17 protein-coding genes are annotated in these 20769 nt (G+C 72.3%); 9 read left to right on the forward strand and 8 right to left on the reverse strand.

What is annotated here, in order from left to right; translation table 11 throughout:
* Window positions 1–408: 408 nt before the first annotated feature.
* Window positions 409–2250, reverse strand: a complete 1842-nt coding sequence (locus HUT19_RS14620; protein WP_176180912.1) for a phosphoenolpyruvate carboxykinase (GTP) — start codon at window positions 2248–2250, stop codon at window positions 409–411.
* A gap of 253 nt (window positions 2251–2503) precedes the next feature.
* On the opposite strand from HUT19_RS14620, the gene HUT19_RS14625 reads away from it, so the two are divergent.
* Entirely contained in the window at window positions 2504–3205 is a 702-nt protein-coding gene (locus tag HUT19_RS14625) for a hemolysin III family protein (RefSeq protein ID WP_176186879.1), read from the forward strand.
* Between the two features lie 98 nt (window positions 3206–3303).
* Entirely contained in the window at window positions 3304–3930 is a 627-nt protein-coding gene (locus HUT19_RS14630; protein ID WP_176180913.1) for a TetR/AcrR family transcriptional regulator, read from the forward strand.
* A 912-nt stretch (window positions 3931–4842) separates the two neighbouring features.
* Here the strand turns inward: HUT19_RS14630 and HUT19_RS14635 are convergent.
* Window positions 4843–6879: a thioredoxin domain-containing protein gene (locus HUT19_RS14635; protein WP_176180914.1), complete on the reverse strand. Its 2037-nt coding sequence runs from the start codon at window positions 6877–6879 to the stop codon at window positions 4843–4845.
* A 152-nt stretch (window positions 6880–7031) separates the two neighbouring features.
* Here HUT19_RS14635 and HUT19_RS14640 point away from each other — a divergent pair, with 152 nt between their 5' ends.
* Window positions 7032–10313 (forward strand): tetratricopeptide repeat protein, encoded by a 3282-nt coding sequence (locus HUT19_RS14640; protein WP_176180915.1) that lies wholly within the window; start codon window positions 7032–7034, stop codon window positions 10311–10313.
* A 113-nt stretch (window positions 10314–10426) separates the two neighbouring features.
* Here the strand turns inward: HUT19_RS14640 and HUT19_RS14645 are convergent, their stop codons facing one another.
* Together HUT19_RS14645 and mca are read right to left on the reverse strand one after the other, a co-directional pair.
* Window positions 10427–10672: a hypothetical protein gene (locus HUT19_RS14645; protein WP_176186881.1), complete on the reverse strand. Its 246-nt coding sequence runs from the start codon at window positions 10670–10672 to the stop codon at window positions 10427–10429.
* 7 nt (window positions 10673–10679) lie between these two features.
* A complete protein-coding gene (mca, locus tag HUT19_RS14650) occupies window positions 10680–11552 on the reverse strand; it encodes a mycothiol conjugate amidase Mca (RefSeq protein ID WP_176180916.1) in 873 nt (290 codons plus the stop codon).
* Between the two features lie 95 nt (window positions 11553–11647).
* Between mca and HUT19_RS14655 the strand changes: the two genes are divergently transcribed.
* A complete protein-coding gene (locus tag HUT19_RS14655) occupies window positions 11648–12058 on the forward strand; it encodes a DUF4307 domain-containing protein (protein ID WP_176180917.1) in 411 nt (136 codons plus the stop codon).
* 238 nt (window positions 12059–12296) lie between these two features.
* Window positions 12297–12794 (forward strand): transcription elongation factor GreA, encoded by a 498-nt coding sequence (greA, locus tag HUT19_RS14660; RefSeq protein ID WP_176180918.1) that lies wholly within the window; start codon window positions 12297–12299, stop codon window positions 12792–12794.
* A gap of 119 nt (window positions 12795–12913) precedes the next feature.
* Here greA and HUT19_RS14665 read toward each other — a convergent pair whose 3' ends face one another.
* The 3 genes from HUT19_RS14665 to ilvA all read right to left on the reverse strand — a co-directional run bounded on the left by HUT19_RS14665 (window position 12914) and on the right by ilvA (window position 16198).
* A complete protein-coding gene (locus HUT19_RS14665) occupies window positions 12914–13777 on the reverse strand; it encodes an ABC transporter permease (protein WP_176180919.1) in 864 nt (287 codons plus the stop codon).
* Window positions 13777–14811 carry an ATP-binding cassette domain-containing protein gene (locus HUT19_RS14670; protein ID WP_254885571.1) on the reverse strand — a complete coding sequence of 345 codons (1035 nt, stop codon included), beginning with the start codon at window positions 14809–14811 and terminating at the stop codon, window positions 13777–13779. The genes HUT19_RS14665 and HUT19_RS14670 overlap by 1 nt, the downstream gene beginning before the upstream one ends.
* Before the next feature lie 223 nt (window positions 14812–15034).
* A complete protein-coding gene (gene ilvA, locus HUT19_RS14675) occupies window positions 15035–16198 on the reverse strand; it encodes a threonine ammonia-lyase (protein ID WP_254886168.1) in 1164 nt (387 codons plus the stop codon).
* A gap of 607 nt (window positions 16199–16805) precedes the next feature.
* Between ilvA and HUT19_RS14680 the strand changes: the two genes are divergently transcribed.
* From HUT19_RS14680 to HUT19_RS14690, 3 genes are all read left to right on the forward strand, one after another.
* Window positions 16806–17354: a MarR family winged helix-turn-helix transcriptional regulator gene (locus HUT19_RS14680; RefSeq protein WP_176180921.1), complete on the forward strand. Its 549-nt coding sequence runs from the start codon at window positions 16806–16808 to the stop codon at window positions 17352–17354.
* A gap of 142 nt (window positions 17355–17496) precedes the next feature.
* Complete coding sequence (locus HUT19_RS14685) at window positions 17497–18126, forward strand: sigma factor-like helix-turn-helix DNA-binding protein (RefSeq protein ID WP_176186883.1); 630 nt, start codon at window positions 17497–17499, stop codon at window positions 18124–18126.
* On the forward strand, window positions 18123–18374 hold the full coding sequence (locus HUT19_RS14690) for a hypothetical protein (protein ID WP_176180922.1): 252 nt from the start codon (window positions 18123–18125) through the stop codon (window positions 18372–18374). The genes HUT19_RS14685 and HUT19_RS14690 overlap by 4 nt, the downstream gene beginning before the upstream one ends.
* Before the next feature lie 9 nt (window positions 18375–18383).
* Here the strand turns inward: HUT19_RS14690 and HUT19_RS14695 are convergent, their stop codons facing one another.
* Window positions 18384–19541 carry a cystathionine gamma-synthase gene (locus tag HUT19_RS14695; protein WP_176180923.1) on the reverse strand — a complete coding sequence of 386 codons (1158 nt, stop codon included), beginning with the start codon at window positions 19539–19541 and terminating at the stop codon, window positions 18384–18386.
* A 118-nt stretch (window positions 19542–19659) separates the two neighbouring features.
* Here HUT19_RS14695 and HUT19_RS14700 point away from each other — a divergent pair, with 118 nt between their 5' ends.
* Entirely contained in the window at window positions 19660–20757 is a 1098-nt protein-coding gene (locus HUT19_RS14700) for a hypothetical protein (RefSeq protein WP_176180924.1), read from the forward strand.
* The last annotated feature ends 12 nt before the right edge of the window (window positions 20758–20769 follow it).

Genomic DNA, 20769 nt, shown 5'->3' on the forward strand with positions numbered 1-20769 from the left:
CGGACTGCTCGCGCCCTGCGCGCTGGGCACACTGCTCACCTGATGCGGCTCGGGCCAAGGCGATGGCCTCACCAAGGGGGCCGGGCGGGGCGAGCCGCCGGCACAGGCCGGCGGGCTGCGCTGGAGCGCCCCGGAACAGGGGCCGCGGCGCCCCGCGGAGGGCACGGCCGCGGTGTCCCGGAAAGGGCGGGGCGGGGATCTCAACGGGGACGGGTACGACGACTTCGCCGCGTACGACACGGACCGCGTCCGGATCGTGACTGGACGCTGCCGGGGTCGGACACCGGACTGGACACCGAGAGCACCCGGTACCTCACGCCCCGGCAGCTCGGCTGACCAGGGGGCGGTGACCACGAGGCGGGGGCCCGCACCGTGCGGGCGGGCCCCGGCCTTCGACGTGCTCGCGGCTCAGCCCAGACGCTCGACCAGCGCGTGGTACTCGTCCCACATCTCCTTCGGCGTGTGGTCACCGAAGGTGTTGAGGTGGTCGGGAACGAGCGCCGCCTCCTCGCGCCAGACGTCCTTGTCGACGGTGAGCAGCAGGTCGAGGTCGGCGTCGGCCATGCCCAGACCCTCGGTGTCGAGCGCCTCACGGGTCGGCAGCACGCCGATCGGGGTCTCCACGCCCTCGGCCTTGCCGTCCAGCCGGTCGACGATCCACTTCAGCACCCGGCTGTTCTCGCCGAAGCCCGGCCACACGAAGCGGCCTTCGGCGTCCTTGCGGAACCAGTTGACGTAGTAGATCTTCGGCAGCTTGGCCGCCGCCTCCGCGTCCTCCTTCTTGCCGACCTTGACCCAGTGGGCCATGTAGTCGCCCATGTTGTAGCCGCAGAACGGCAGCATGGCGAAGGGGTCGCGGCGCAGTTCGCCGACCTTGCCCTCGGCCGCCGCGGTCTTCTCGCTGGCCACGTTGGCGCCGAGGAAGACGCCGTGCTGCCAGTCGAAGGACTCGGTGACCAGCGGGACCGCGCTGGCGCGGCGGCCGCCGAAGAGGATCGCCGAGATCGGCACGCCCTTGGGGTCCTCCCACTCGGGGGCGATGATCGGGCACTGACCGGCCGGGACGGTGAAACGGGCGTTGGGGTGGGCCGCGGGGGTCCCGGTTGCCGGGGTCCAGTCGTTGCCCTTCCAGTCGGTCAGATGAGCGGGCTCCTCCTCGGTCATGCCCTCCCACCACACATCGCCGTCGTCGGTGAGCGCGACGTTGGTGAAGACCGAGTTGCCCCACAGGGTCTTCATCGCGTTGGCGTTGGTGTGCTCACCGGTGCCGGGCGCGACACCGAAGAAGCCCGCCTCGGGGTTGATCGCGTACAGCCTGCCGTCCTCGCCGAACCGCATCCAGGCGATGTCGTCGCCGATGGTCTCGACCGTCCAGCCGGGGATGGTCGGCTCCAGCATCGCGAGGTTGGTCTTGCCGCAGGCGCTGGGGAAGGCGGCGGCGACGTACTTGGCCTCACCGCGCGGTGGGGTGAGCTTGAGGATCAGCATGTGCTCGGCGAGCCAGCCCTCGTCACGCGCCATGACCGAGGCGATACGCAGCGCGTAGCACTTCTTGCCGAGCAGGGCGTTTCCGCCGTAGCCGGAGCCGTAGGACCAGATCTCCCGCGACTCGGGGAAGTGCGAGATGTACTTGGTCGAGTTGCAGGGCCAGGGCACATCGGCCTGGCCGGGCTCCAGCGGGGCGCCGAGGGTGTGGACGGCCTTCACGAAGAAGCCCTCGTCACCGAGGACGTCCAGGACGTCCTGTCCCATGCGGGTCATGGTGCGCATGGAGACGGCGACATAGGCGGAGTCGGTGATCTCGACGCCGATCGCGGACAGCGGCGAGCCGAGCGGGCCCATGCAGAAGGGCACCACGTACATCGTGCGGCCGCGCATCGAGCCGCGGAATATCCCCTGCTCACCGGCGAAGATCTCGCGCATCTCGGCAGGGTGCTTCCAGTGGTTCGTCGGGCCCGCGTCCGCCTCCTTCTCGGAGCAGATGAAGGTGCGGTCCTCGACCCGGGCCACATCGCTGGGATCGGAGGCCGCGTAGTACGAGTTCGGGCGCTTGATCGGATCCAGGCGTTTGAAGGTGCCCTTCTCGACCAGCTCTCCGGACAACCGGTCGTACTCCGCCTCCGAGCCGTCGCACCAGACCACCTCATCGGGCTGGGTGAGGGCGGCGATCTCGCCGACCCAGGCGATGAGCTCCTGGTGGTTGGTCGGGGCCGGGCTGGTGGGGGAGGAAGCCACATTGCTGGGCGCCACGATCGCTCCATCCCGCCGGAACGGCATGGTCCGGCGTTATCGATTGAGGGTTTGTACGGATATGTGCACGCACATCCGTTTCTGGAGACAGCTACCCCTTGGGGGCTGCGACCCGGATGCTCAGCTCATCCGGTGCCGACCGCGCTCATTTGATCATCCGACGGTGTGAGCCATCTGTCCAGTGGGCACCTTGGTGACCATCACCACTCGACATGGGCCGGTAACTTACGGTTGCGTAGGTAGCATGAGCGCCATGCCTGCCGCCGAGCCCGACGCCGTCGTTGACAATCCCCCAGGGCCTCAAGCAGCCCTACCGCTCCCTCTGAAGCCCCTCCTGCGCGGCTGGCTGCACGCCGGCATGTTCCCGGCCGCGCTGGTTTCCGGGGTGGTCCTCACGGCGCTCGCCGACAGCCCGCGCGGGCGCCTGGCGTGCGCCGTCTACACCCTCACCGCCTGCGCGCTGTTCGGGGTGAGCGCGCTGTACCACCGCGGCAATTGGGGCCCGCGGGCCACCGCGATACTGCGGCGGCTGGATCACGCCAATATCTTCCTGATCATCGCGGGCACCTACACGCCCTTCACACTGCTGTTGCTGCCGGAAGGCAAACAGCAGCTGCTGCTGTGGCTGGTGTGGGCCGGGGCGATCGCCGGGATCACCTTCCGGGTGTTCTGGGTCGGCGCCCCGCGCTGGCTCTACACCCCGTGCTACATAGCGCTGGGCTGGGCGGCGGTCTTCTTCCTGCCCGACTTCATGCGCACCGGCGGCATCGCCGTGATGACCCTGATCATCATCGGCGGACTGCTGTACAGCGCTGGCGCGGTGATCTACGGAACCAAGCGCCCCAACCCCTCGCCGCGCTGGTTCGGCTTCCACGAGGTGTTCCACTTGTTCACGCTGGCGGCCTTCGTGGTGCACTACGTGGGTATCTCGCTGGTGGCCTATCAGCACGCCTGAGCCGCGGCGGGTACCAGCCCTCCGCCGGAAGGGGAGGCCGCCGGGAAGCGGAGGCCGAATCGGCCCCGCCCCGGAGCCGATGCCTGACAATGAGAGACATGGCACGCACGACGTCCGCCGCCGAGCGGTCCGCGCGGCGGACCGCCCCGGGGCTCCGTGAGCGGAAGAAGATCAAGACCCGGCGGGCGATCCGGCAGGCGGCCTACCGGCTCTTCGCGGAACGGGGCTACGACGCCACCCCCGTGGACCGGATCGCGGAAGCCGCCGATGTCTCCCCCAGCACCGTCTTCCGCTACTTCCCCACCAAGGAAGACATCGTGCTCACGGACGAGTACGACGTGATCCTCGCGGCCGCGATCCGCGACCGCCCTCTCGACGAATCCCCGGTCACCGCGCTGCGCCGCGCCATCCTCGATCTGCTGGGGCAGTTCACCGCCGCGGAGCGCAAGGAACTCCTGACCCGGCTCGCCCTCGTCCGCCGCATCCCGGCCCTGCGCGCCCGGATGGGCGAGGGCCTGGCCACGACGGCCGTGACGCTGGGCGAAGCGATGGCCGAACGCGGCGGCCGCGCACCGGACGACTTCGAGGTGCGCATCGTGGCCGGAGCGATCCTGGGCGCACTTCAGGAGGCCGTCTTCCACTGTCTGGACCACCGCCGGGTCGAGGACATGGAAGCCACCATCGACCACGCCCTGGCCCTCCTCTCCCGCGGCCTCCCCCTCTGACCCCGGGCCCCACCGAGCCCTTGGGAGAACCACCGACGGCGGGCGCCGGGCCCTGTCCGGCGGACGGGCACGGACGGAGCCACGGCCGCTCCCGCCGCCCGCGGACCGGTGACGACCGAGCGACCGGCCGGCGGCCGGGAGCCGCGGGCCGATCGGGCAACGGGGCTGACGGGATCACCGCAGCCGGGCCGGACCGAGGGGCGGACCGCGGTCCGAGCACCGAGGGAGCGCGATCGGGCGCCCGGCATCCACCGGTCAGGCCGCGGTGACGGCCGTTGGCAACAGCCCGGGGGCCCGGATCGCGGGCGGCAGGACGCCGGTCAGCGGCCCGAGTCGGTGCCAGCCGGGGCCCGGTGGATACCGAGGCCCGCGGGCCGCCACGGAGCCCGGGCGGCCACGGGGCCCGGTCGGTACCGGGGCCCGCGGGCGGCCACGGAGCCCGGTGGACCGGGGGCCGCGGGCAGCCGTGGAGCCCGGCACGCGCCTGGGTGCAGCGAGCGGCCACGGGGCCCGGTCGGTACCGAGGCCCGCGGGCGGCCACGGAGCCCGGTGGACCGAGGGCCGCGGGCAGCCGTGGAGCCCGGCACGCGCCTAGGTGCAGCGAGCGGCCACGGGGCCCGGTCGGTACCGAGGCCCGCGGGCAGCCACGGAGCCCGGTGGACCGAGGGCCGCGGGCAGCCGTGGAGCCCGGCACGCGCCTGGGTGCAGCGAGCGGCCACGGGGCCCGGTCGGTACCGAGGCCCGCGGGCGGCCACGGAGCCCGGTGGACCGAGGGCCGCGGGCAGCCGTGGAGCCCGGTCGGTACCGAGGCCCACGGGCGGCCACGGAGCCCGGTGGATACCGAGGCCCGTGGGCGGCCGTGGAGCCCGGCACGCGCCGTTGGGCGCCGCGCGGACCCCGGCAACGCGTCCCTCAGCCCCCCAACTTCGCGGCCAGCGCGTCCGCGTCGGCGGTGGGTGCGTCACAGGTGAAGTGGCGGCAGACATAGGCCGCCGGGCGGCCCTCCAGCAGCGGGCGGTCCAGGAGCAGCGGGACCTCCTCGGAGCCGGGCTCGCCGACCGCGACCACCGCACCGGGCGCGGTGCCCAGCAGCGCGGCGCGGTGCAGGGCGCGCGTCGCCGGATCGCCGTCGGGGCCGACGACCGCCACCTCGCGCGGTCCGTCGAGCGCCGCCTCGGCCACCGCGAGCCCCCAGCCGATGAAACGCGGGACGCGCGCGCCGAGCGCGCGCACCACGGCGAGCGCCCGCTCGGCGGCCTCGCGATGGCGGGTGCTGCCCGTGACGGCCGCGTAGGACAGCAAGGCGCCCGCGGCCGCCGTCCATCCCGACGGCGCGGCGTTGTCCGTCGGGTCCTGGGGGCGGCGGATGAGCGCCTCCGCGTCATCCGCGGTGTCGAACAGCGTGCCGTCCTCGGCGGTGAAGTGGCCCAGCACCGTGTCCAGGAGCAGCCCCGCGAACTCGACCCACACTCCCTCGCCGGTGACCGCGGACAGGGCGAGGAAGCCCTCGGCCACATCGGCGTAGTCCTCCAGGACACCGGCATGGCTGCCGGAGGTGCCGTCCAGCGAGGTGCGGGCGAGCCGCCCCTGCTGGTCCATGTGGACACGGACGAGCAGATCGGCGGCCTCGGTGGCGGCCTCGACGAGATCGGGCCGGTCGAAGTACGCGCCGGTCTCGGCGAGGGCGGCGACGGCCAGCCCGTTCCAGGCGGCGACGATCTTGTCATCGCGGCCGGGGCGCGCCCGCCGCTCCCTGGCGGCCAGCAGCCGCTGCCGCACCGAGGCGATCCTCTCGGCCTCCACCGGCCGCGCGCCGTCGGGGAGCTGGAGCACGGAGGCCCCCTTTTCGAAGGTGCCCTCCTCGGTCACCCCGAAGTACCCGGCGGCGAACTCGGCGTCGGCCCCACCCAGCGCCTCGCGCAGCTGCTCGGGCGTCCAGACGTAGTACGCGCCCTCGACATGGCGTCCGGTGCCGTCGTCGCTGTCGGCGTCCAGCGCGGAGGCGAAACCGCCCTGCTCGGTGCGCATCTCGCGGACCAGGAACTCGGCCGTCCCCAGGGCGATACGGCGGGCGAGGTCCGAGCCGGTGGCCCGCCACAGATGGGCGTAGACCCGGCCCAGCAGCGCATTGTCGTACAGCATCTTCTCGAAGTGCGGCACGGTCCAGGTGGCGTCGACGGCATAGCGCGCGAAGCCACCGCCGAGCTGGTCGTAGATACCGCCGCGGGCCATCGCCTCGCAGGTGGCCGACACCATCTGGAGGGCGCCCTCGGAGCCGGTCCGGGCGTGGTGGCGCAGCAGGAACTCCAGCGCCATGGACGGCGGGAACTTGGGTGCGCCCCCGAACCCCCCGCGCACGGCGTCGAATTCGCGGGTCAGCCCCATGAGCGCGGCGTGCAGATCCTCGGTGCCGGGCGGCTGGGGCGCGCCGGAACCCAGCGCGATGCCGGTGCGCGCGGCCAGGTCCTGCACGATCCGCCCGGCGACGTCCCGGACCTCCTCGCGACGGTCCGTCCACGCCGCCCGCACCCCCTCCAGCACCTGCTGGAAGGCGGGCATGCCGTGGCGCGGCGCGGGCGGGAAATAGGTGCCGAAGTAGAAGGGCTCGGCGTCGGGGGTGAGGAACACCGTCATCGGCCAGCCGCCCTGGCCGGTCGCTGCCTGCACCGCCTCCATGTACACCGCGTCGACATCCGGCCGCTCCTCGCGGTCGACCTTGACGGAGACGAAGTGCTCGTTGAGGTAGGCGGCGGTCGTCTCGTCCTCGAAGGACTCGTGCGCCATGACATGGCACCAGTGACAGCTGGAATAGCCGACGCTCAGCAGCACGGGCACCCCGCGGCGGCGCGCCTCCTGGAACGCCTCGTCGGACCACGGCCGCCAGTCGACCGGGTTGTCGGCGTGCTGAAGGAGGTACGGGGACGTTTCGTGCGCCAGACGGTTCGGCATGCCCCCATCCTCTCCCAACTCTCGGATTGTGCGAGTTATCCACAGGGGCCCCGGAGGGAGTTATCCACAGGGCTGCCGGATAAGAACCAGAAACGGAAGACTTGGGAGCAACGCGCGGTCGACGCGTGGCACATGCGCAAGGAGGGGGATTCATGCCGGGCTCAGTGGAGGTGCTGCGGGACAGCCACCGGACCGAGGTCGAGCGGCTGCTGTCGCGCGCCGTGGAGGAGGAGGTGCGCCGCTCGGCCGGGCGCACGGACGGCGGGGTGCTGCTCAGCCGGGCGCGCGGGGCGCTGGAGGGGATGGCGGCCACCGCGGCCGAGGAGTACGGCGCGTATGTGCGCGCCCTGGAGGAGTCGGAGGCGGGCAGCCGTCCGCTGTCCGCGCGGCTGACCCGCGGGCGGCTCGGTACCCCGGCGCTGGCGGTCGCGGTCGCGGCGGCCGCGGCGTTCGGCGCGGATCTCACCTTCGGGGTCTCGGCGGGCGCCGCGCTGGGCGCGGGGGTGACCGCGGCGGTGGCCGGATCGGCCGCGGCGGTCCTGAAGCTCACCGCGGGCCACTGGCCCGCGGCCCACCGCCAGGCCGCCCTGCGCCACCAGCCCGGCGGGGCCGAGCAGCTGCGGCTCCAGTGGCTGACGGCGGTCGAGGTGCGGGGCATCCGCCCGTTCATCGACCAGCACCGGATGACCACGGCCGCCACCCGTCAGGGCGGCGGCGGGTCGAAGCGCGTCTCGGCCTCCGCCGGGCAGGTGCCGCGGCTGCGCGGGGCCGACCGCAGCCAGGCGGCCCGCAGGCGCACCGTGCTGGAGCAGTCCTTCGCCCATCTCCCCGAGGCGGACGGCCCGTTCGCCGGGCGCCGTGCCCAGATCACCCAGATCGCGCAGTGGGTGCGGCAGGCGCGGGCGAGCACCGAGACCCGGCCCACCGTGGTGCTGCTGGAGGGGCCGCCGGGCTCGGGCCGCACCATGCTGGCCGTGCGGGCGGCGCACCATCTGCGGGACGAGTTCCGCGGCGCGTGCCTGGTGGATCTGCGCGGGGACAGCGCCGAGCAGTCCCCGCTGCCGACCCGTGACGCGCTGCTGCATCTGCTGAACCGGCTGGGCGCGCCCCGGGACCAGCTGCTGTTCCGCGAGCGCTCCACCCAGGACCAGCACGTCAAGCGGCTCACCGAGCTGTATCACCAGCATCTGACCGGGCTGCCGGTCACCATCGTGCTGGATGACGCAAGCGATGCCGAGCAGGTGCGCACGCTGGTTCCCGAGCGGTCCGACAGCCTCATCCTGGTCACCTCGCGCACCCCGGTCACCTTGCCCCCGGATCTGGCCGCCTGGGTCCACCGGCTGGAGGTGGGCCCGCTGGACGAGCCGGGCGCCGAGGAGTTGCTGCGGGCCTCCGCCGAGGAGCCCGCGGGGGCCGGGCCGTATGACGCGCAGTCCGTCGAGCGGATCGCGGAGCTGTGCGGGCGGCTGCCGCTGGCGCTGCGGATCGCGGGCTCCTCCCTGGGGGTGCGCACCCCCGCCGCCCTGGTCACCGAGCTGGAGGCGTACGGGCCGGTGGGCGCGGTCGAGCGCACCCTGTGGCTGCGCTACACCGACCAGCAGGACGGCGCCCGGCGGCTGCTGCGGCGGCTGGCGCTGGCCGGGCGGGCCAGTCTGGGCGCGGCGGCGGCCGCCGCGCTGCTGGCCACCGATGAGCAGGAGGCGGCCCGTCATCTGGAGGCGCTCGGCCGCGCCGGGCTGATCCAGCACGTCCGCGGCAGCCGCTACCGCCTGCACGACGTGGTGCGGACCTTCGCCCAGACCCGTCTGCTGGACGAGGAGGAGCCGGAGCAGCGCACCGCAGCCCAGGAGCGGCTGATCCGCAGCTATGCCGAGCTGGCGGACTCGGTGATCCGGCTGGTCGACGGCAAGACCTCCACCCGCGCCGACATCTTCGCCAAGGGCGCGGGCCACGGCTTCACCTCACTGGAATCCGCGCTGCGCTGGCTGGACGACGAGTCCAGCTTCATCACCGCGGCGCTGCGCCATGCGGAGGGTGTGGACCAGTCCGCCGTGCTGCACCTCCTGGGCGCCCTGTGCGACTACTGCCTGCTGCGCGGCGATCTCTACCGGCTGGGCGAGATCAGCGAGCTGACCCAGGCCGTCGACCAGGGGCTGCTGGTGCGTTCCGTGCAGTGGCGTACCGGTATCGCCGCCCGTCAGCTCGGCGAGCTGGACCAGGCGCGCACCACCCTGTCCTCGGTGGTGAACCTGTATTTCGAGGCCCAGCACGAGGCGGGGGCGGCCCGGGCGCTGTGCAGCCTGGGCATCACCCTGCACCACCAGGGCCAGCTCGGGGAGGCCGCGGCGAAGCTGCGGGAGGCGCTGTCGCTCCAGTCCGCCGAGGAGCTGCGCGGGGACCGCGCCTGGACGATGCACGCCCTGGCCGCCGTGGAGCGCGACCGCGGACAGCTCGCCGAGGCGCTGGAGCTGCTCGCCGGGGCCCTGGAGCTGCACCGGGAGAGCGAGAGTCTGCACGGCCAGGCGTGGGCCCACTTCCAGCTCGGCCAGGCATGTCTGCGGATGGGTGAGGTGGGGCGCGCGGAGGCCGAGCTGCGGGAGGCGCTGGACGCCTACAGCACCACCCACGACCAGCGCGGCGAGGCATGGGCGCTGACCCAGCTGGCCCGTGCCCGGCTGGTGGACGGCGAGGCGTCGGTCGCCGTCGACCAGCTCCGCCAGGCCCTCTCCCGCCACCGGGAGAACGAGGACGCCCGCGGCGAGGCATGGACGCTGTACTACCTGGGCCAGGCGCTGGAGGAGCGCGGCGATCACGATTCGGCGGTGCGCGAGCTGGAGCGGGCGCGCACGCTGTTCAGCCGGATGCGGGACGCGTACGGGCTGGCGTGCGCCCGGCACCACTCGGCGCGGGTCACCCGCGATCTGCGGGCGGCGCAGACCGGTTCGCTGCGCAACAGCGGCTTCGCCCGGCAGCTGCTCCAAGACGCGCGGCAGGACTTCCACCGGGTGGGGGTGGCCCATGGCGAGGCGTGGTCCTGCGTGGAGCTGGCCGTGATCGACGCGGGGAACGGCAAGGCGGCCCAGGCACTGGAGCTGATCGACGAGGCGGCCGCGCTGTTCGCCGGGTACGGGGACCGACGCGGCCGTTCCTGGGCCCGTTTCCTGCGCTGCACCCTGCTGCCGTTCGCCTCGGCGGGCGGCTCGGTGATCGGCACCGCGGTGGCCCAGGAGGAGCTGGCGGAGCTCCGCCGCGAGCTCCGCGAGCAGGGCCCGCCCGGGGACACCCGGCTGGAGGGCTGCGCGGACGCGTTCGCGCTGGTGCTGGAGCGCGGTGTGGAGCCGGAGACGGGCTGGCAGGCGTGGCAGCTCGGCATGGTCCCGAGCCGCCACTCCCGCGAGGTCATGGCGGTGCTGCCGAATGGCACGGCGGGCTAGCCGGTCCGCCGCCCGGACCCACCGGGCCGGGCGGCGACCGCACGGGCTCCGCACCGGCCGAGAAGGGTCCGGTGCGGCGGACGGCAGGGGTCAGGTGCCGTGCCGGGCCGGGGTCAGGCCGGGCTCTCGCCCTTGGGGCGGTCGGCGGACGCCGGGCCCGGGGCCTTGGCGGGCTCCGGGCCCTCCTCGAAGTCCACCTTCTTCATATGCTTGTTCATGGACTTCATCAGCAGCCACACCGCGCCGCCGATCAGTGCGAAGACGATGAAACCGAGGACGCCCGGAGTCACCTTGTTCTCGTCCAGCTCTTTGGCGAGCGGGACGAGATGCGTTACGGCGAGGGTGCTGGTCGCGCTCATCATGGGGTCAATTGTTGCGGATGCCCGCGAAGAGGTCGTCCTCGGGGAGGGAGGTGTCCACGAGCGACTTGGCGAGCTCGTACTCCTCCGTCGGCCAGACCTCCTTCTGGATGTCCATCGGGACCCGGAACCAGCCGCCGTCGGGGTCGATCTGCGTACGGTGCGCGATCAGCGCCTTGTCGCGGATCTCGAAGTAGTCGGCGCACGGCACATACGTGGTCAGGGTGCGCTCGGGCCGTGCGAAGTCCTTCCAGCGCTCCAGCCACTCCCCGTACGGCGACTCCAGTCCCCGGGCCAGCAGCGCCTCGTGCAGGGCGACCGTGCGCGGCCGGTTGAAGCCCTGGTTGTAGTAGAGCTTCTGCGGCTGCCACGGCTCCCCGGCCTCGGGGTAGCGCTCGGGGTCACCCGCCGCGTCGAAGGCCACCATCGAGATCTTGTGGGTCATGATGTGGTCGGGGTGCGGATAGCCGCCGTTCTCGTCATAGGTGGTGATCACCTGCGGCTTGAAGGTGCGGATCAGCCTCACCAGCCGACCCGCCGCCTCCTCCACGTCCTGGAGCGCGAAGCAGCCCTCGGGCAACGGCGGCAGCGGGTCGCCCTCGGGCAGCCCGGAGTCCACGAAGCCCAGCCACTCCTGCTTCACGCCGAGGATCTCGCGCGCCTCGTCCATCTCCTTGGCGCGGACCTCGTGGATGTGCTCCTCGATATAGGGATCCCCCTGGAGCTTGGGGTTGAGGATGGAGCCGCGCTCACCGCCTGTGCAGGTCGCGACCAGCACATCCACCCCCTCGGACACGTACTTGGCCATGGTGGCCGCGCCCTTGCTCGACTCGTCGTCAGGGTGCGCGTGCACGGCCATCAAACGCAGCTGCTCAGTCAAGTTCGATCCTCAGTGATTCGTCGCGGAAGACGGCTTCTATAGTGACCCACGGCGGGGGCGAATAATTCCGAGTCCCCCGAGCAGGAGGAAGGATCATGGCCGCGGTGCGCGAGGGTCTGCCCGACGGGCGCTACGGCCGATCGGCGGACGCACGCGCCGATCGCACGCTGAAGATCGTGGGCGCCGTGCTCGGTGCCGGGCTGCTCGCCCTGATCTCCTGGTTCGGATACGCGTACATCACCGGCGAGGACGTCAGCGGCCGGGTGATCGGTTTCAAGGTGGTCGCGGACGACGCCGTCGAGGTCCGGCTGGAGGTCATCAAGGACCGGGACACCACCGGTGTCTGTACGGTGCGTACCCTGGACAAGGACCACGGCGAGGTGGGCCGCAAGGACTTCACCTTCGCCCAGCGTGAGGACGAGCTCGTCAAGGTCGTCACCGTGCGCACCACGGGGCGTGCCACCAGCGCGGAGCTGGTCGACTGCGAGTCCGCCTCGGGCGGCTGAGCCGCCCCGGGGAGCCGAGCGGGGCGTCCGCCGACCGGGTGTCCGATGAACGGACGCTACGTGTCGGTCAGCGGAGTGCGATCTGACCAGGGCTGACGGGTTTCCTCCACATTGCGCCCAGTTCCCTCCTCCCCGTTTCTTGCCGGAATTGTTAGGCTCGTGGTTTCGCCCGGCTTTGAAGGCGCACCCTTCTGAGTAGGGCGTTCATTTGTATTCCCAGCACCGACGAGGAGCACCTGTGACCCAGACCAGCGAGAACGTCACCTGGCTGACCCAGGAGGCGTACGACCAGCTCAAGGCCGAGCTGGAGTACCTGTCGGGTCCCGCACGTATCGAGATCGCGAAGAAGATCGAGGCCGCCCGGGAGGAGGGTGACCTCCGGGAGAACGGTGGTTACCACGCCGCCAAGGAGGAGCAGGGCAAGCAGGAACTCCGGGTGCGTCAGCTGACGCAGCTGCTGGAGCAGGCGAAGGTCGGCGAGGCACCCGCGGACACCGGCGTGGTCGCCCCCGGCATGGTGGTCACGATCGCCTTCGACGGCGACCCGGACGACACCCTGACCTTCCTGCTCGCCTCCCGTGAGTACGCGAGCGCGGACATCGAGACCTACTCGCCGCAGTCCCCGCTGGGGTCGGGTGTGACCGGCAAGAAGGTCGGCCAGGACGCCGAATACGAGCTGCCCAACGGCCGTACCGCATCGGTGCGGATCCTGGAGGCCAAGCCGTACCAGGGTTGAGCGCCCCTCGCCCCTCGGACACCCGAGAGCCCCGTCCGGCACCACGGCCGGGGCTCTCCGGCGTTTCCGATGATCTCCGCGGCTCAGGCGGCCGAGGAGGTCCAGGCGGCTCGCACGACTCAGGCGGTCGCCGAGCGGTACTTGCGGACCGACAGCGTCCGGAAGACCAGGATGATCACGATCGACCAGAGCACCGACGCCGCCACGGGGTGCTGCATCGGCCAGGCGTCCGAGACCACGCCCTCCGGATTGCCGAACAGTTGGCGGGACGCCTGCACCGTGGCGCTGAACGGGTTCCAGTCGGCGACGTGCCCCAGGAAGGCGGGCATCTTGCTGGACGGCACAAAGGCGTTGGAGATGAAGGTCAGCGGGAACAGCCAGATCAGCCCGCCGGACGTGGCCGCCTCGGGGGTCCGTACGGACAGCCCGATCAGCGCGCCGATCCAGGAGAAGGCGTAACCGAGCAGAAGCAGCAGCCCGAAGGCGCCGAGCGCGTTCAGGATGCCGTCGTGGATCCGCCAGCCCACGATGAGCGCGACGATCGCCAGCACGACCAGCGTCAGCGCCGTCTGCACCAGATCCGCGAGCGTACGGCCGGTGAGGACCGCGCCGCGCGCCATCGGCAGGGAGCGGAAGCGGTCGATCAGACCCTTGTGCATGTCGTCGGCTATCCCGGCACCCGCGCCCGCCGTGGCGAAGGTCACGGTCTGGGCGAAGATCCCGGCCATCAGGAACTCGCGATATACAGTCGCGTCCGTACTGCTCTGGCCCGGGATCATGATCGCTCCGCCGAACACATAGCTGAACAGCACCACGAACATGATCGGCTGGATCAGGCCGAAAATCACCACCTCTGGGATGCGCACCATGCGGATCAGATTCCGCTTGGCGACCACCAGGGAGTCGCGGACGGACGCCAGCGGTCCGCCGCGCGGGCGGGGTGCCGCCGCGACGGTGGCACCGGTCTCCTCGACGACGGCCATCACTTTCCTCCCTTGCCCGCGCCCGCGGACGCCTTGCCCGCGGACGCCTTGCCCGCGGATGCCTTGCCGTTGGACGCCTTGTCCGCGCCGTCCTCCTCGGCACCGTGGCCGGTGAGGGAGATGAACACGTCGTCGAGGGTCGGGCGGCGCAGCCCGATGTCGTCGATCTCGACTCCGCGGGTGTCCAGTTCACGGATGACCTCGGCGAGCAGTTTGGCCCCGCCGACGACCGGAACGGTGACCTTGCGGGTGTGCTCCTGCACGGTGGTCTCGCCCTTGCCCAGGGCGCGCAGTACCTGTTCCGCGACCGCGATGTGGTCGCGCTCGTGCACCACGACCTCCACCCGCTCCCCGCCGGTGCGGGCCTTGAGCTGGTCGGAGGTGCCGCGCGCGATGACCCGGCCGCGGTCGATGACGCAGATGTCGTGCGCCAAGTGGTCCGCCTCCTCCAGGTACTGCGTGGTCAGCAGCAGGGTCGTACCACCGGCCACCAGTTCCTGGATGACCTCCCACAGCGCCTGCCGGTTGCGTGGATCCAGACCGGTGGTCGGCTCGTCCATGAACATCACGGGCGGGCTGACGACCAGGGCCGCCGCGAGGTCGAGCCGGCGGCGCATCCCGCCGGAGTAGGTCTTGGCGGTGCGGTCGGCGGCGTCGGCGAGGTTGAACCGTTCCAGCAGTTCGCCCGCGCGGGCCTTCGCGGCACGCGCGCGCATCTGGTAGAGCTGACCGACCATCTCGAGGTTCTCGCGGCCGGTCAGATACTCGTCGACGGCGGCGAACTGCCCGGAGAGACCGATCGAACGGCGCACCTCGTTGGGGTGCTTCAGGACATCCACTCCCGCGACCACCGCCCGCCCGCTGTCCGGGCGGAGCAGCGTGGTGAGCACACGCACCGCCGTGGTCTTGCCGGCGCCGTTGGGGCCGAGCAGTCCGAGCACGGTTCCTTCGGGTACGTCGAGGTCGACGCCGTCCAGAGCCCTTACGTCGCCGAAGGTCTTCACCAGACCCTCGGCATGAATAGCGCCTGGCATGTTGGCACTCCCAGGAGGTTTGGGTCGTTCCACGGAGATCTTTCGACGCCGCGGCGCGCGACTGTTTTTCGCCACGGCGGATGCGCCCCCCTCAATAAAGGCATATTTCCGCCACCGTGTGCAGCGCGCGGCAGCAAGTAGAGGGAAGAGTAGCGTAGACGCGATACATCGCGACATACGTTTGATGAACATCAACGCGACGGGTTCCGCCGCGGCGGTCCGGTCAGGCCATCACGGTGTAACCCGCCGCGCTCAGCGCCTCCCGCACCTCGTCGCAGTGGTCCGGCCCCTTCGTCTCCAGATGCAGCTCGACCTCCGCCTCACTGAGCCCCAGCCGCGGATTGGTACGCACGTGGCTGACGTCCAGGACGTTGGCGTCCACCACCGACAGCGCACCCAGCAGCGAGGCCAGCGCACCCGGCCGGTCGGTGAGCCGCAGCCGCAGCGACAGGTAACGCCCCGCCGCGGCCATACCGTGCCGCAGGATCCGCTGCATCAGCAGCGGATCGACATTGCCACCCGAGAGCACCGCCACCACCGGACCTTCGAACGACTCCGGCGCCGACAGCAGCGCGGCCACCGGGCTCGCCCCCGCCGGCTCCACCACCAGCTTCGCCCGCTCCAGACAGAGCAGCAGCGCACTGGACAGCTCGTCCTCGGTGACCGTCCGGACCTCGTCGACAAGATCACCGATGATCGCGAACGGCACATCGCCCGGCCGCGCGACCTTGATGCCGTCGGCCATGGTCACCGGCGCGTCGATCGACACCGGGTGCCCGGCGGCCAGCGACGGCGGATACGCCGCGGCGCCCTCCGCCTGCACCCCCACCACCCGTACGTCAGGGCGCAGCGCCTTCACCGCGATCGCGACCCCGGCCGCCAGACCACCGCCGCCGATCCCCACCACCACGGTGCGCACCTCGGGGCACTGCTCCAGGATCTCCAGCCCCACCGTGCCCTGGCCCGCGATGATGTCCGGGTGGTCGAAGGGGTGGATGAAGACCGCGCCGGTACGCTCGGCGTACTCCTGCGCCGCCCGCATCGTCTCGTCCACGATCTGACCGCACAGCCGTACCTCGGCGCCGTAGTCCCGGGTGGCCGCGATCTTCGGCAGCGGCGCGCCCTCCGGCATGAAGACGGTCGAGCGCACTCCCAGCAGCGAGGCGGCCAGCGCGACGCCCTGCGCATGGTTCCCGGCGCTCGCCGCGACCACGCCCGCCGCCCGCTCCTCGGTGCTCAGACCCGCGATCCGCACATAGCCGCCGCGCAGCTTGAAGGAGCCGGTGCGCTGGAGGTTCTCGCACTTCAGCTGTACCGGTGCGCCGACCAGCGAGGAGAGGTGGCGACTGCCTTCCAGGGCGGTGATCCGGGAGACCCCCGACAGCATCTTCTGTGCCTTGCGCACATCGTCGAGCGTGATCGCGGAGGGTGCGGTGCGCCGGGCCGAATCGTTTCGCCCGCCCTCGCCGCCGAGTCGTGGAGCCATGGTCCCCAGTCTTACAGCTCATGCCCCGCACGGCGGCCCGCGGGGCAGGGTCCGGCGGTACGGAGCCGCATGACCCACCAGCCGCGCGAGTCCGTACCCCCGGCCGCCGCGCGTCCGCATCCCCTGTCGTGAGTCCGCACCTCGGCCGCCGTGAGTCCGCACCTCGGCCGCCACGAGTCCGCACCTCGACTGCCACGAGTCCGCATCCCGGACGCATGACTCCGCATCCCGGTCGGCTGTGGCCGCATCCCGCCAACGGAGCCGCGTTCGGGCCCCGTGAGGCGGACCGGGCGGAACCTGCCGGAAACCAGCCGCCACAGGTCCAACCACCGCGCCACGACCCGGGGCCCCCGCGCCACCAGGCATAACCCTCCGTAACGCGCCGGGGCGGCGGCCGATGGGGACGCATTGGGATCGGCAGGTTTCTACAGCTCCCGTACGGGCAGGGCCCCGGCCGCGTACTCTGTGCCACATCCCACAGACCACCGCATGAAGTGAGCCCTAGGCCATGCCCACGCAATCGGACATGACGACTCAACTCAACACAGGCGTACTGGATTCCCTCCAGCATCAGGTCGCGGTCTTCGCACGCCGCGCGGAACAGACCCGCCTCGGCGGCGTCGGACAGGCCCGCAACTCCATGGACCGAGCCGCGTATCTGCTGCTCAACCGGCTTGACCAGGAAGGGCCGATGGGAGTCAAGGCGCTCGCCGGAGGCATGGGCATCGACTCGTCCACCGTGACCCGTCAGGTCGCCCCGCTGGTCGACTCCGGCATGGTCAAGCGGACCTCGCACCCCGAGGACGGCCGCGCGGTCGTCCTCCAGCTCTCCCCCCGCGGCAAGGCCCGGCTGGAGGAGGTCCGCTCCTCCCGGCGCGAGCTGATGGACCAGGTGACCGCGGGCTGGACGGCGGAGGAGCGCGATATCTTCTGCGAACTGCTGACCCGCTTCAACGTCGCCCTCTCCGCCGCGCACAACGCACTGGCCCAGGACCCCACCAGCGCGCTGCCGCACACCACGCACGACGCCGTACCGCAGGCCGCACCCGCCTCCTGAGGCGCCCCGCGCCCGCCGAGCAGGCCCGCTGGGTCACGGCGCCCGCCTCGCGGACCGTACCGGCCGTACGGACCGGCGGCAGACCTCTTGACCGCGCGCCCGTGCCTGCCGTGTCCTAAAGGAACGGGGAGGCGGAGGCGTGGTGCGAGAACGGCGGGCAGCACGGGAGAGCCGCCGGGCCCGGGAGTTCGAGGCATTCGTCGCGGGCGCGGGCGGCCGGCTGCTGCATGCGGCCACGCTGCTCACGGGGGAACCGGAACGGGACACCGCGGCCGCCCAGCGCCTGCTGACCGCGGCGCTCGCGCGCACCTACGCCCGCTGGGACCGGCTGCGCGGCGAGGATCCGTACGACCGCACCCGCATGGAGCTGGCCGCCCTCTTCGCCCGCCGCGGTCACCACTACCGCCACCCGCGCGGCGGCGCCCTGGACCGGCTGGCCCCGCGCGAGCGGCTGGTGCTGGTGCTGCGGCTCTACGAGGGCGTGGCCGAGGAGCAGACGGCAGCCGCGCTCGGACTCCCGGTCGAGCGGGTGCGGGCGATCTGCACGCGCGCGGTGTCGATGATGCGCAGCGGGGTGCCGCGGCAGCCGTCACCGCCGCGGCGCGGGGGCCCGGCGAGGAGCACGCCAACGCCGACGAGCACGCCACCACCGCCGGCCACGCCAACAGGCACACCGGCGGCAGCACCCGAGGCGCCGGGCGCACCGGCGGGAGCGCCCAAAACAGCAGGCCCACCGGCGGATGCGCCCAAGACCGCGGGAGCCGGGTCATGAGCGCCTGGGACCGCAAGGAGGCCGAGGTCCGCCGGATGATGGGGGGCCCGCACCCCCTGCTGCCACCGGACCTGGCGGACCGGGCGGCCGACCGGGGGCGGCGGATCCTCCGCCGCCACCGCGCCGTACGGACCGTCGGCTGGGTGCTGCTGTTCGCCGCGGTCGTCGCGTTCAGCGTGTGGGCGGCGATCGTCGAGCCGTGGACGGCGCCGCCGACCGACACCACCCCTCCGCTGGAGGGGTGGTGAGGCGGAGCGTCAGCCCAGGGCCTGGGTCAGATCGGCCACCAGGTCGTCGACCGACTCGATGCCGACCGACAGCCGGACGAGGTCGGCGGGCACTTCGAGGGCCGAGCCCGCCGTCGAGGCGTGCGTCATCCGGCCCGGGTGCTCGATCAGCGACTCGACACCGCCCAGCGACTCGCCCAGCGTGAAGAGTCGGGCGCGGTTGCAGACCTCGACCGCCGCCTCCTCGCCGCCCGCGACCCGGAACGACACCATGCCGCCGAAGGCCCGCATCTGCTTGGCGGCGATCTCGTGCCCGGCGTGCCCGGGCAGCCCCGGGTAGTAGACCTCGGTCACCTTGGAGTGGGAGGAGAGCAGCTCCGCGATCCGGGCGGCGTTGGCGCTGTGCCGGTCCATCCGGACGGCGAGGGTCTTGATGCCGCGCAGCACCAGCCAGGAGTCGAAGGGCCCGGCGACGGCACCCATCGCGTTCTGGTGGAAGGCGAGTTCCTCGCCGAGACCGGGGTCGGCGACGACGAGCCCACCGCCGACGACGTCCGAGTGGCCGCCCATGTACTTGGTGGTGGAGTGCACCACCACATCCGCCCCCAGGGCCAGCGGCTGCTGGAGGTAGGGGCTGGCGAAGGTGTTGTCGACGACCAGGCGGGCCCCGGCGGTGCGGGCGATGTCGGCGACGGCGGCGATATCGGTGATGCCGAGCAGTGGGTTGCTGGGCGTCTCGACCCAGATCACCTTCGTACGGGGGCGGAGCGCGGCCCGTACCGCGGCCGGGTCGGAGGTGTCGGCGACCGACCACTCCACGCCCCAGCGCTCGACGACCTTGGCGAACAGACGGAACGTACCGCCGTAGGCGTCGTCCGGGATCACCACGTGGTCGCCCGGGACCAGCAGCGTGCGCAGCAGGCAGTCCTCGGCGGCCAGCCCGGAGGCGAAGGCGAGGCCGCGGCGGCCTCCTTCCAGCGCCGCCAGGTTCTCTTCCAGAGCGGTGCGGGTGGGGTTGGCGGAACGGCTGTACTCATAGCCGTTGCGCAGGCCGCCCACGCCGTCCTGCTTGTAGGTGGACACCTGGTAGATCGGCGGCACGACGGCCCCGGTGAGCGGGTCCGCCTCCTGGCCGGCGTGGATGGCGAGCGTCTCGAAGCTCTGCGGATGCTGATGCTGGTCGGTCATGGGCCGAGGGTAACGCCCGGCGGGCCGGTGCCGGGTTCATCGGTCGCGCGGGCGCATAGGCTGGAGCACGGGCCGTCAGGACCGTCGGAACCGTTGCGCCTTCTCACGGGGACACCTCATGGAGCTTCTGATCTTCCTCATCGCCGTCGTCATGGTCGGCGGGCTGATCATCGTGCCCGCGGTACGGCGGATGCGCGGGGGCCGCGAGACCATGCGGGGCGCGCTGCGCGCCTCGGACCCCGGGGAGTACGGCTTCGTCCCGCGCGAGCGGCTCGACGTACGGCTGCCCGGCCCGGACCAGCCGCTCACCGAGGCCCTGGAGGAGGTCCAGGCGAGCCAGGACTGGCAGCCCGCCGCCCGGCTGCTCGCGCTGACCGAGGCGGGTTCGGAGCTGCGCTGGCAGCGGGTGCAGACGCTGGCCGGAGCGGCGGCCTACGAGCTGGCGCAGGCCCCGGGGCGGGGCGGGATGTGGCTGCGCACCTGGCGGGTGGCGGCCCCCAAGGACGCGGGCGCGGCCGCGGTGCACGCGGAGTTCCTGGTCCGGCAGGCCCTGCTGGACCCGTCCTCGCCCGACTTCCGCATGATCCTGGAGGAGGCCCGGAGCGTCTGCCAGGAGGCGGCGCTGCTGGCCCCCGGCGACCCGGTGCCGTACATCATCGAACTCGGCGTCGCCCGTGGCCTGGGCTACCGGCAGGCCGATTTCGAGGAGCTGTGGTCCAAGGTCACCGAGCGCGCCCCGCACCACATGGGCGCCCATCTGGCCGCGCTGCACTACTGGTGCGGCAAGTGGCACGGCTCCCAGGAGCTGGCCGACGCCTTCACCCACGCGGCCGCCGCCTCCGCCCCGCCGAAGAGCCTGCTGCCCGCGCTGCCGCTGTTCGGCGTCTTCGAGCACCTGCCGGAGGTCAACCTGGTACGGAGCCTCTACCAGAGCGAAGTGATCACCAAGGCGATCGAGGGCGCGCTCTACGCCACCCACCAGGCCCCCGCCGACCACCCGGTGCTGCCGCACGTCCGCCATCTGCTGGTGTGGTTCCTGGTCCGGGCGGAGCGGTACGCGGAGGCCATGGAGCAGCTGCGGCACGTGGACGGCCATGTGGGCGCGGTGCCGTGGTCCTACGGCGCGGACCCGGCGGCCGAGTACGCGGTCTACCGGGCACTTGCGGTGGCGGGCTGGGAGGGCCACGGGGGCTCCCCGGCGACGCTGCCGCGCTGAGACACCGCCGCG

Origin of the sequence: Streptomyces sp. NA02950 (genome assembly GCF_013364155.1) — a bacterium.
In the GTDB taxonomy this organism is placed as follows: domain Bacteria; phylum Actinomycetota; class Actinomycetes; order Streptomycetales; family Streptomycetaceae; genus Streptomyces.

Coding starts and splice junctions, on each gene's coding strand:
- HUT19_RS14625 (WP_176186879.1), top strand. CDS start 2,504: ATGCCTGCCGCCGAGCCCGACGCCGTCGTTGACAATCCCCCAGGGCCT.
- HUT19_RS14630 (WP_176180913.1), top strand. CDS start 3,304: ATGGCACGCACGACGTCCGCCGCCGAGCGGTCCGCGCGGCGGACCGCC.
- HUT19_RS14635 (WP_176180914.1), bottom strand. CDS start 6,879: ATGCCGAACCGTCTGGCGCACGAAACGTCCCCGTACCTCCTTCAGCAC.
- HUT19_RS14640 (WP_176180915.1), top strand. CDS start 7,032: ATGCCGGGCTCAGTGGAGGTGCTGCGGGACAGCCACCGGACCGAGGTC.
- HUT19_RS14645 (WP_176186881.1), bottom strand. CDS start 10,672: ATGAGCGCGACCAGCACCCTCGCCGTAACGCATCTCGTCCCGCTCGCC.
- HUT19_RS14655 (WP_176180917.1), top strand. CDS start 11,648: ATGGCCGCGGTGCGCGAGGGTCTGCCCGACGGGCGCTACGGCCGATCG.
- HUT19_RS14665 (WP_176180919.1), bottom strand. CDS start 13,777: ATGGCCGTCGTCGAGGAGACCGGTGCCACCGTCGCGGCGGCACCCCGC.
- HUT19_RS14670 (WP_254885571.1), bottom strand. CDS start 14,811: ATGCCAGGCGCTATTCATGCCGAGGGTCTGGTGAAGACCTTCGGCGAC.
- ilvA (WP_254886168.1), bottom strand. CDS start 16,198: ATGCTGTCGGGGGTCTCCCGGATCACCGCCCTGGAAGGCAGTCGCCAC.
- HUT19_RS14680 (WP_176180921.1), top strand. CDS start 16,806: ATGCCCACGCAATCGGACATGACGACTCAACTCAACACAGGCGTACTG.
- HUT19_RS14690 (WP_176180922.1), top strand. CDS start 18,123: ATGAGCGCCTGGGACCGCAAGGAGGCCGAGGTCCGCCGGATGATGGGG.
- HUT19_RS14695 (WP_176180923.1), bottom strand. CDS start 19,541: ATGACCGACCAGCATCAGCATCCGCAGAGCTTCGAGACGCTCGCCATC.
- HUT19_RS14700 (WP_176180924.1), top strand. CDS start 19,660: ATGGAGCTTCTGATCTTCCTCATCGCCGTCGTCATGGTCGGCGGGCTG.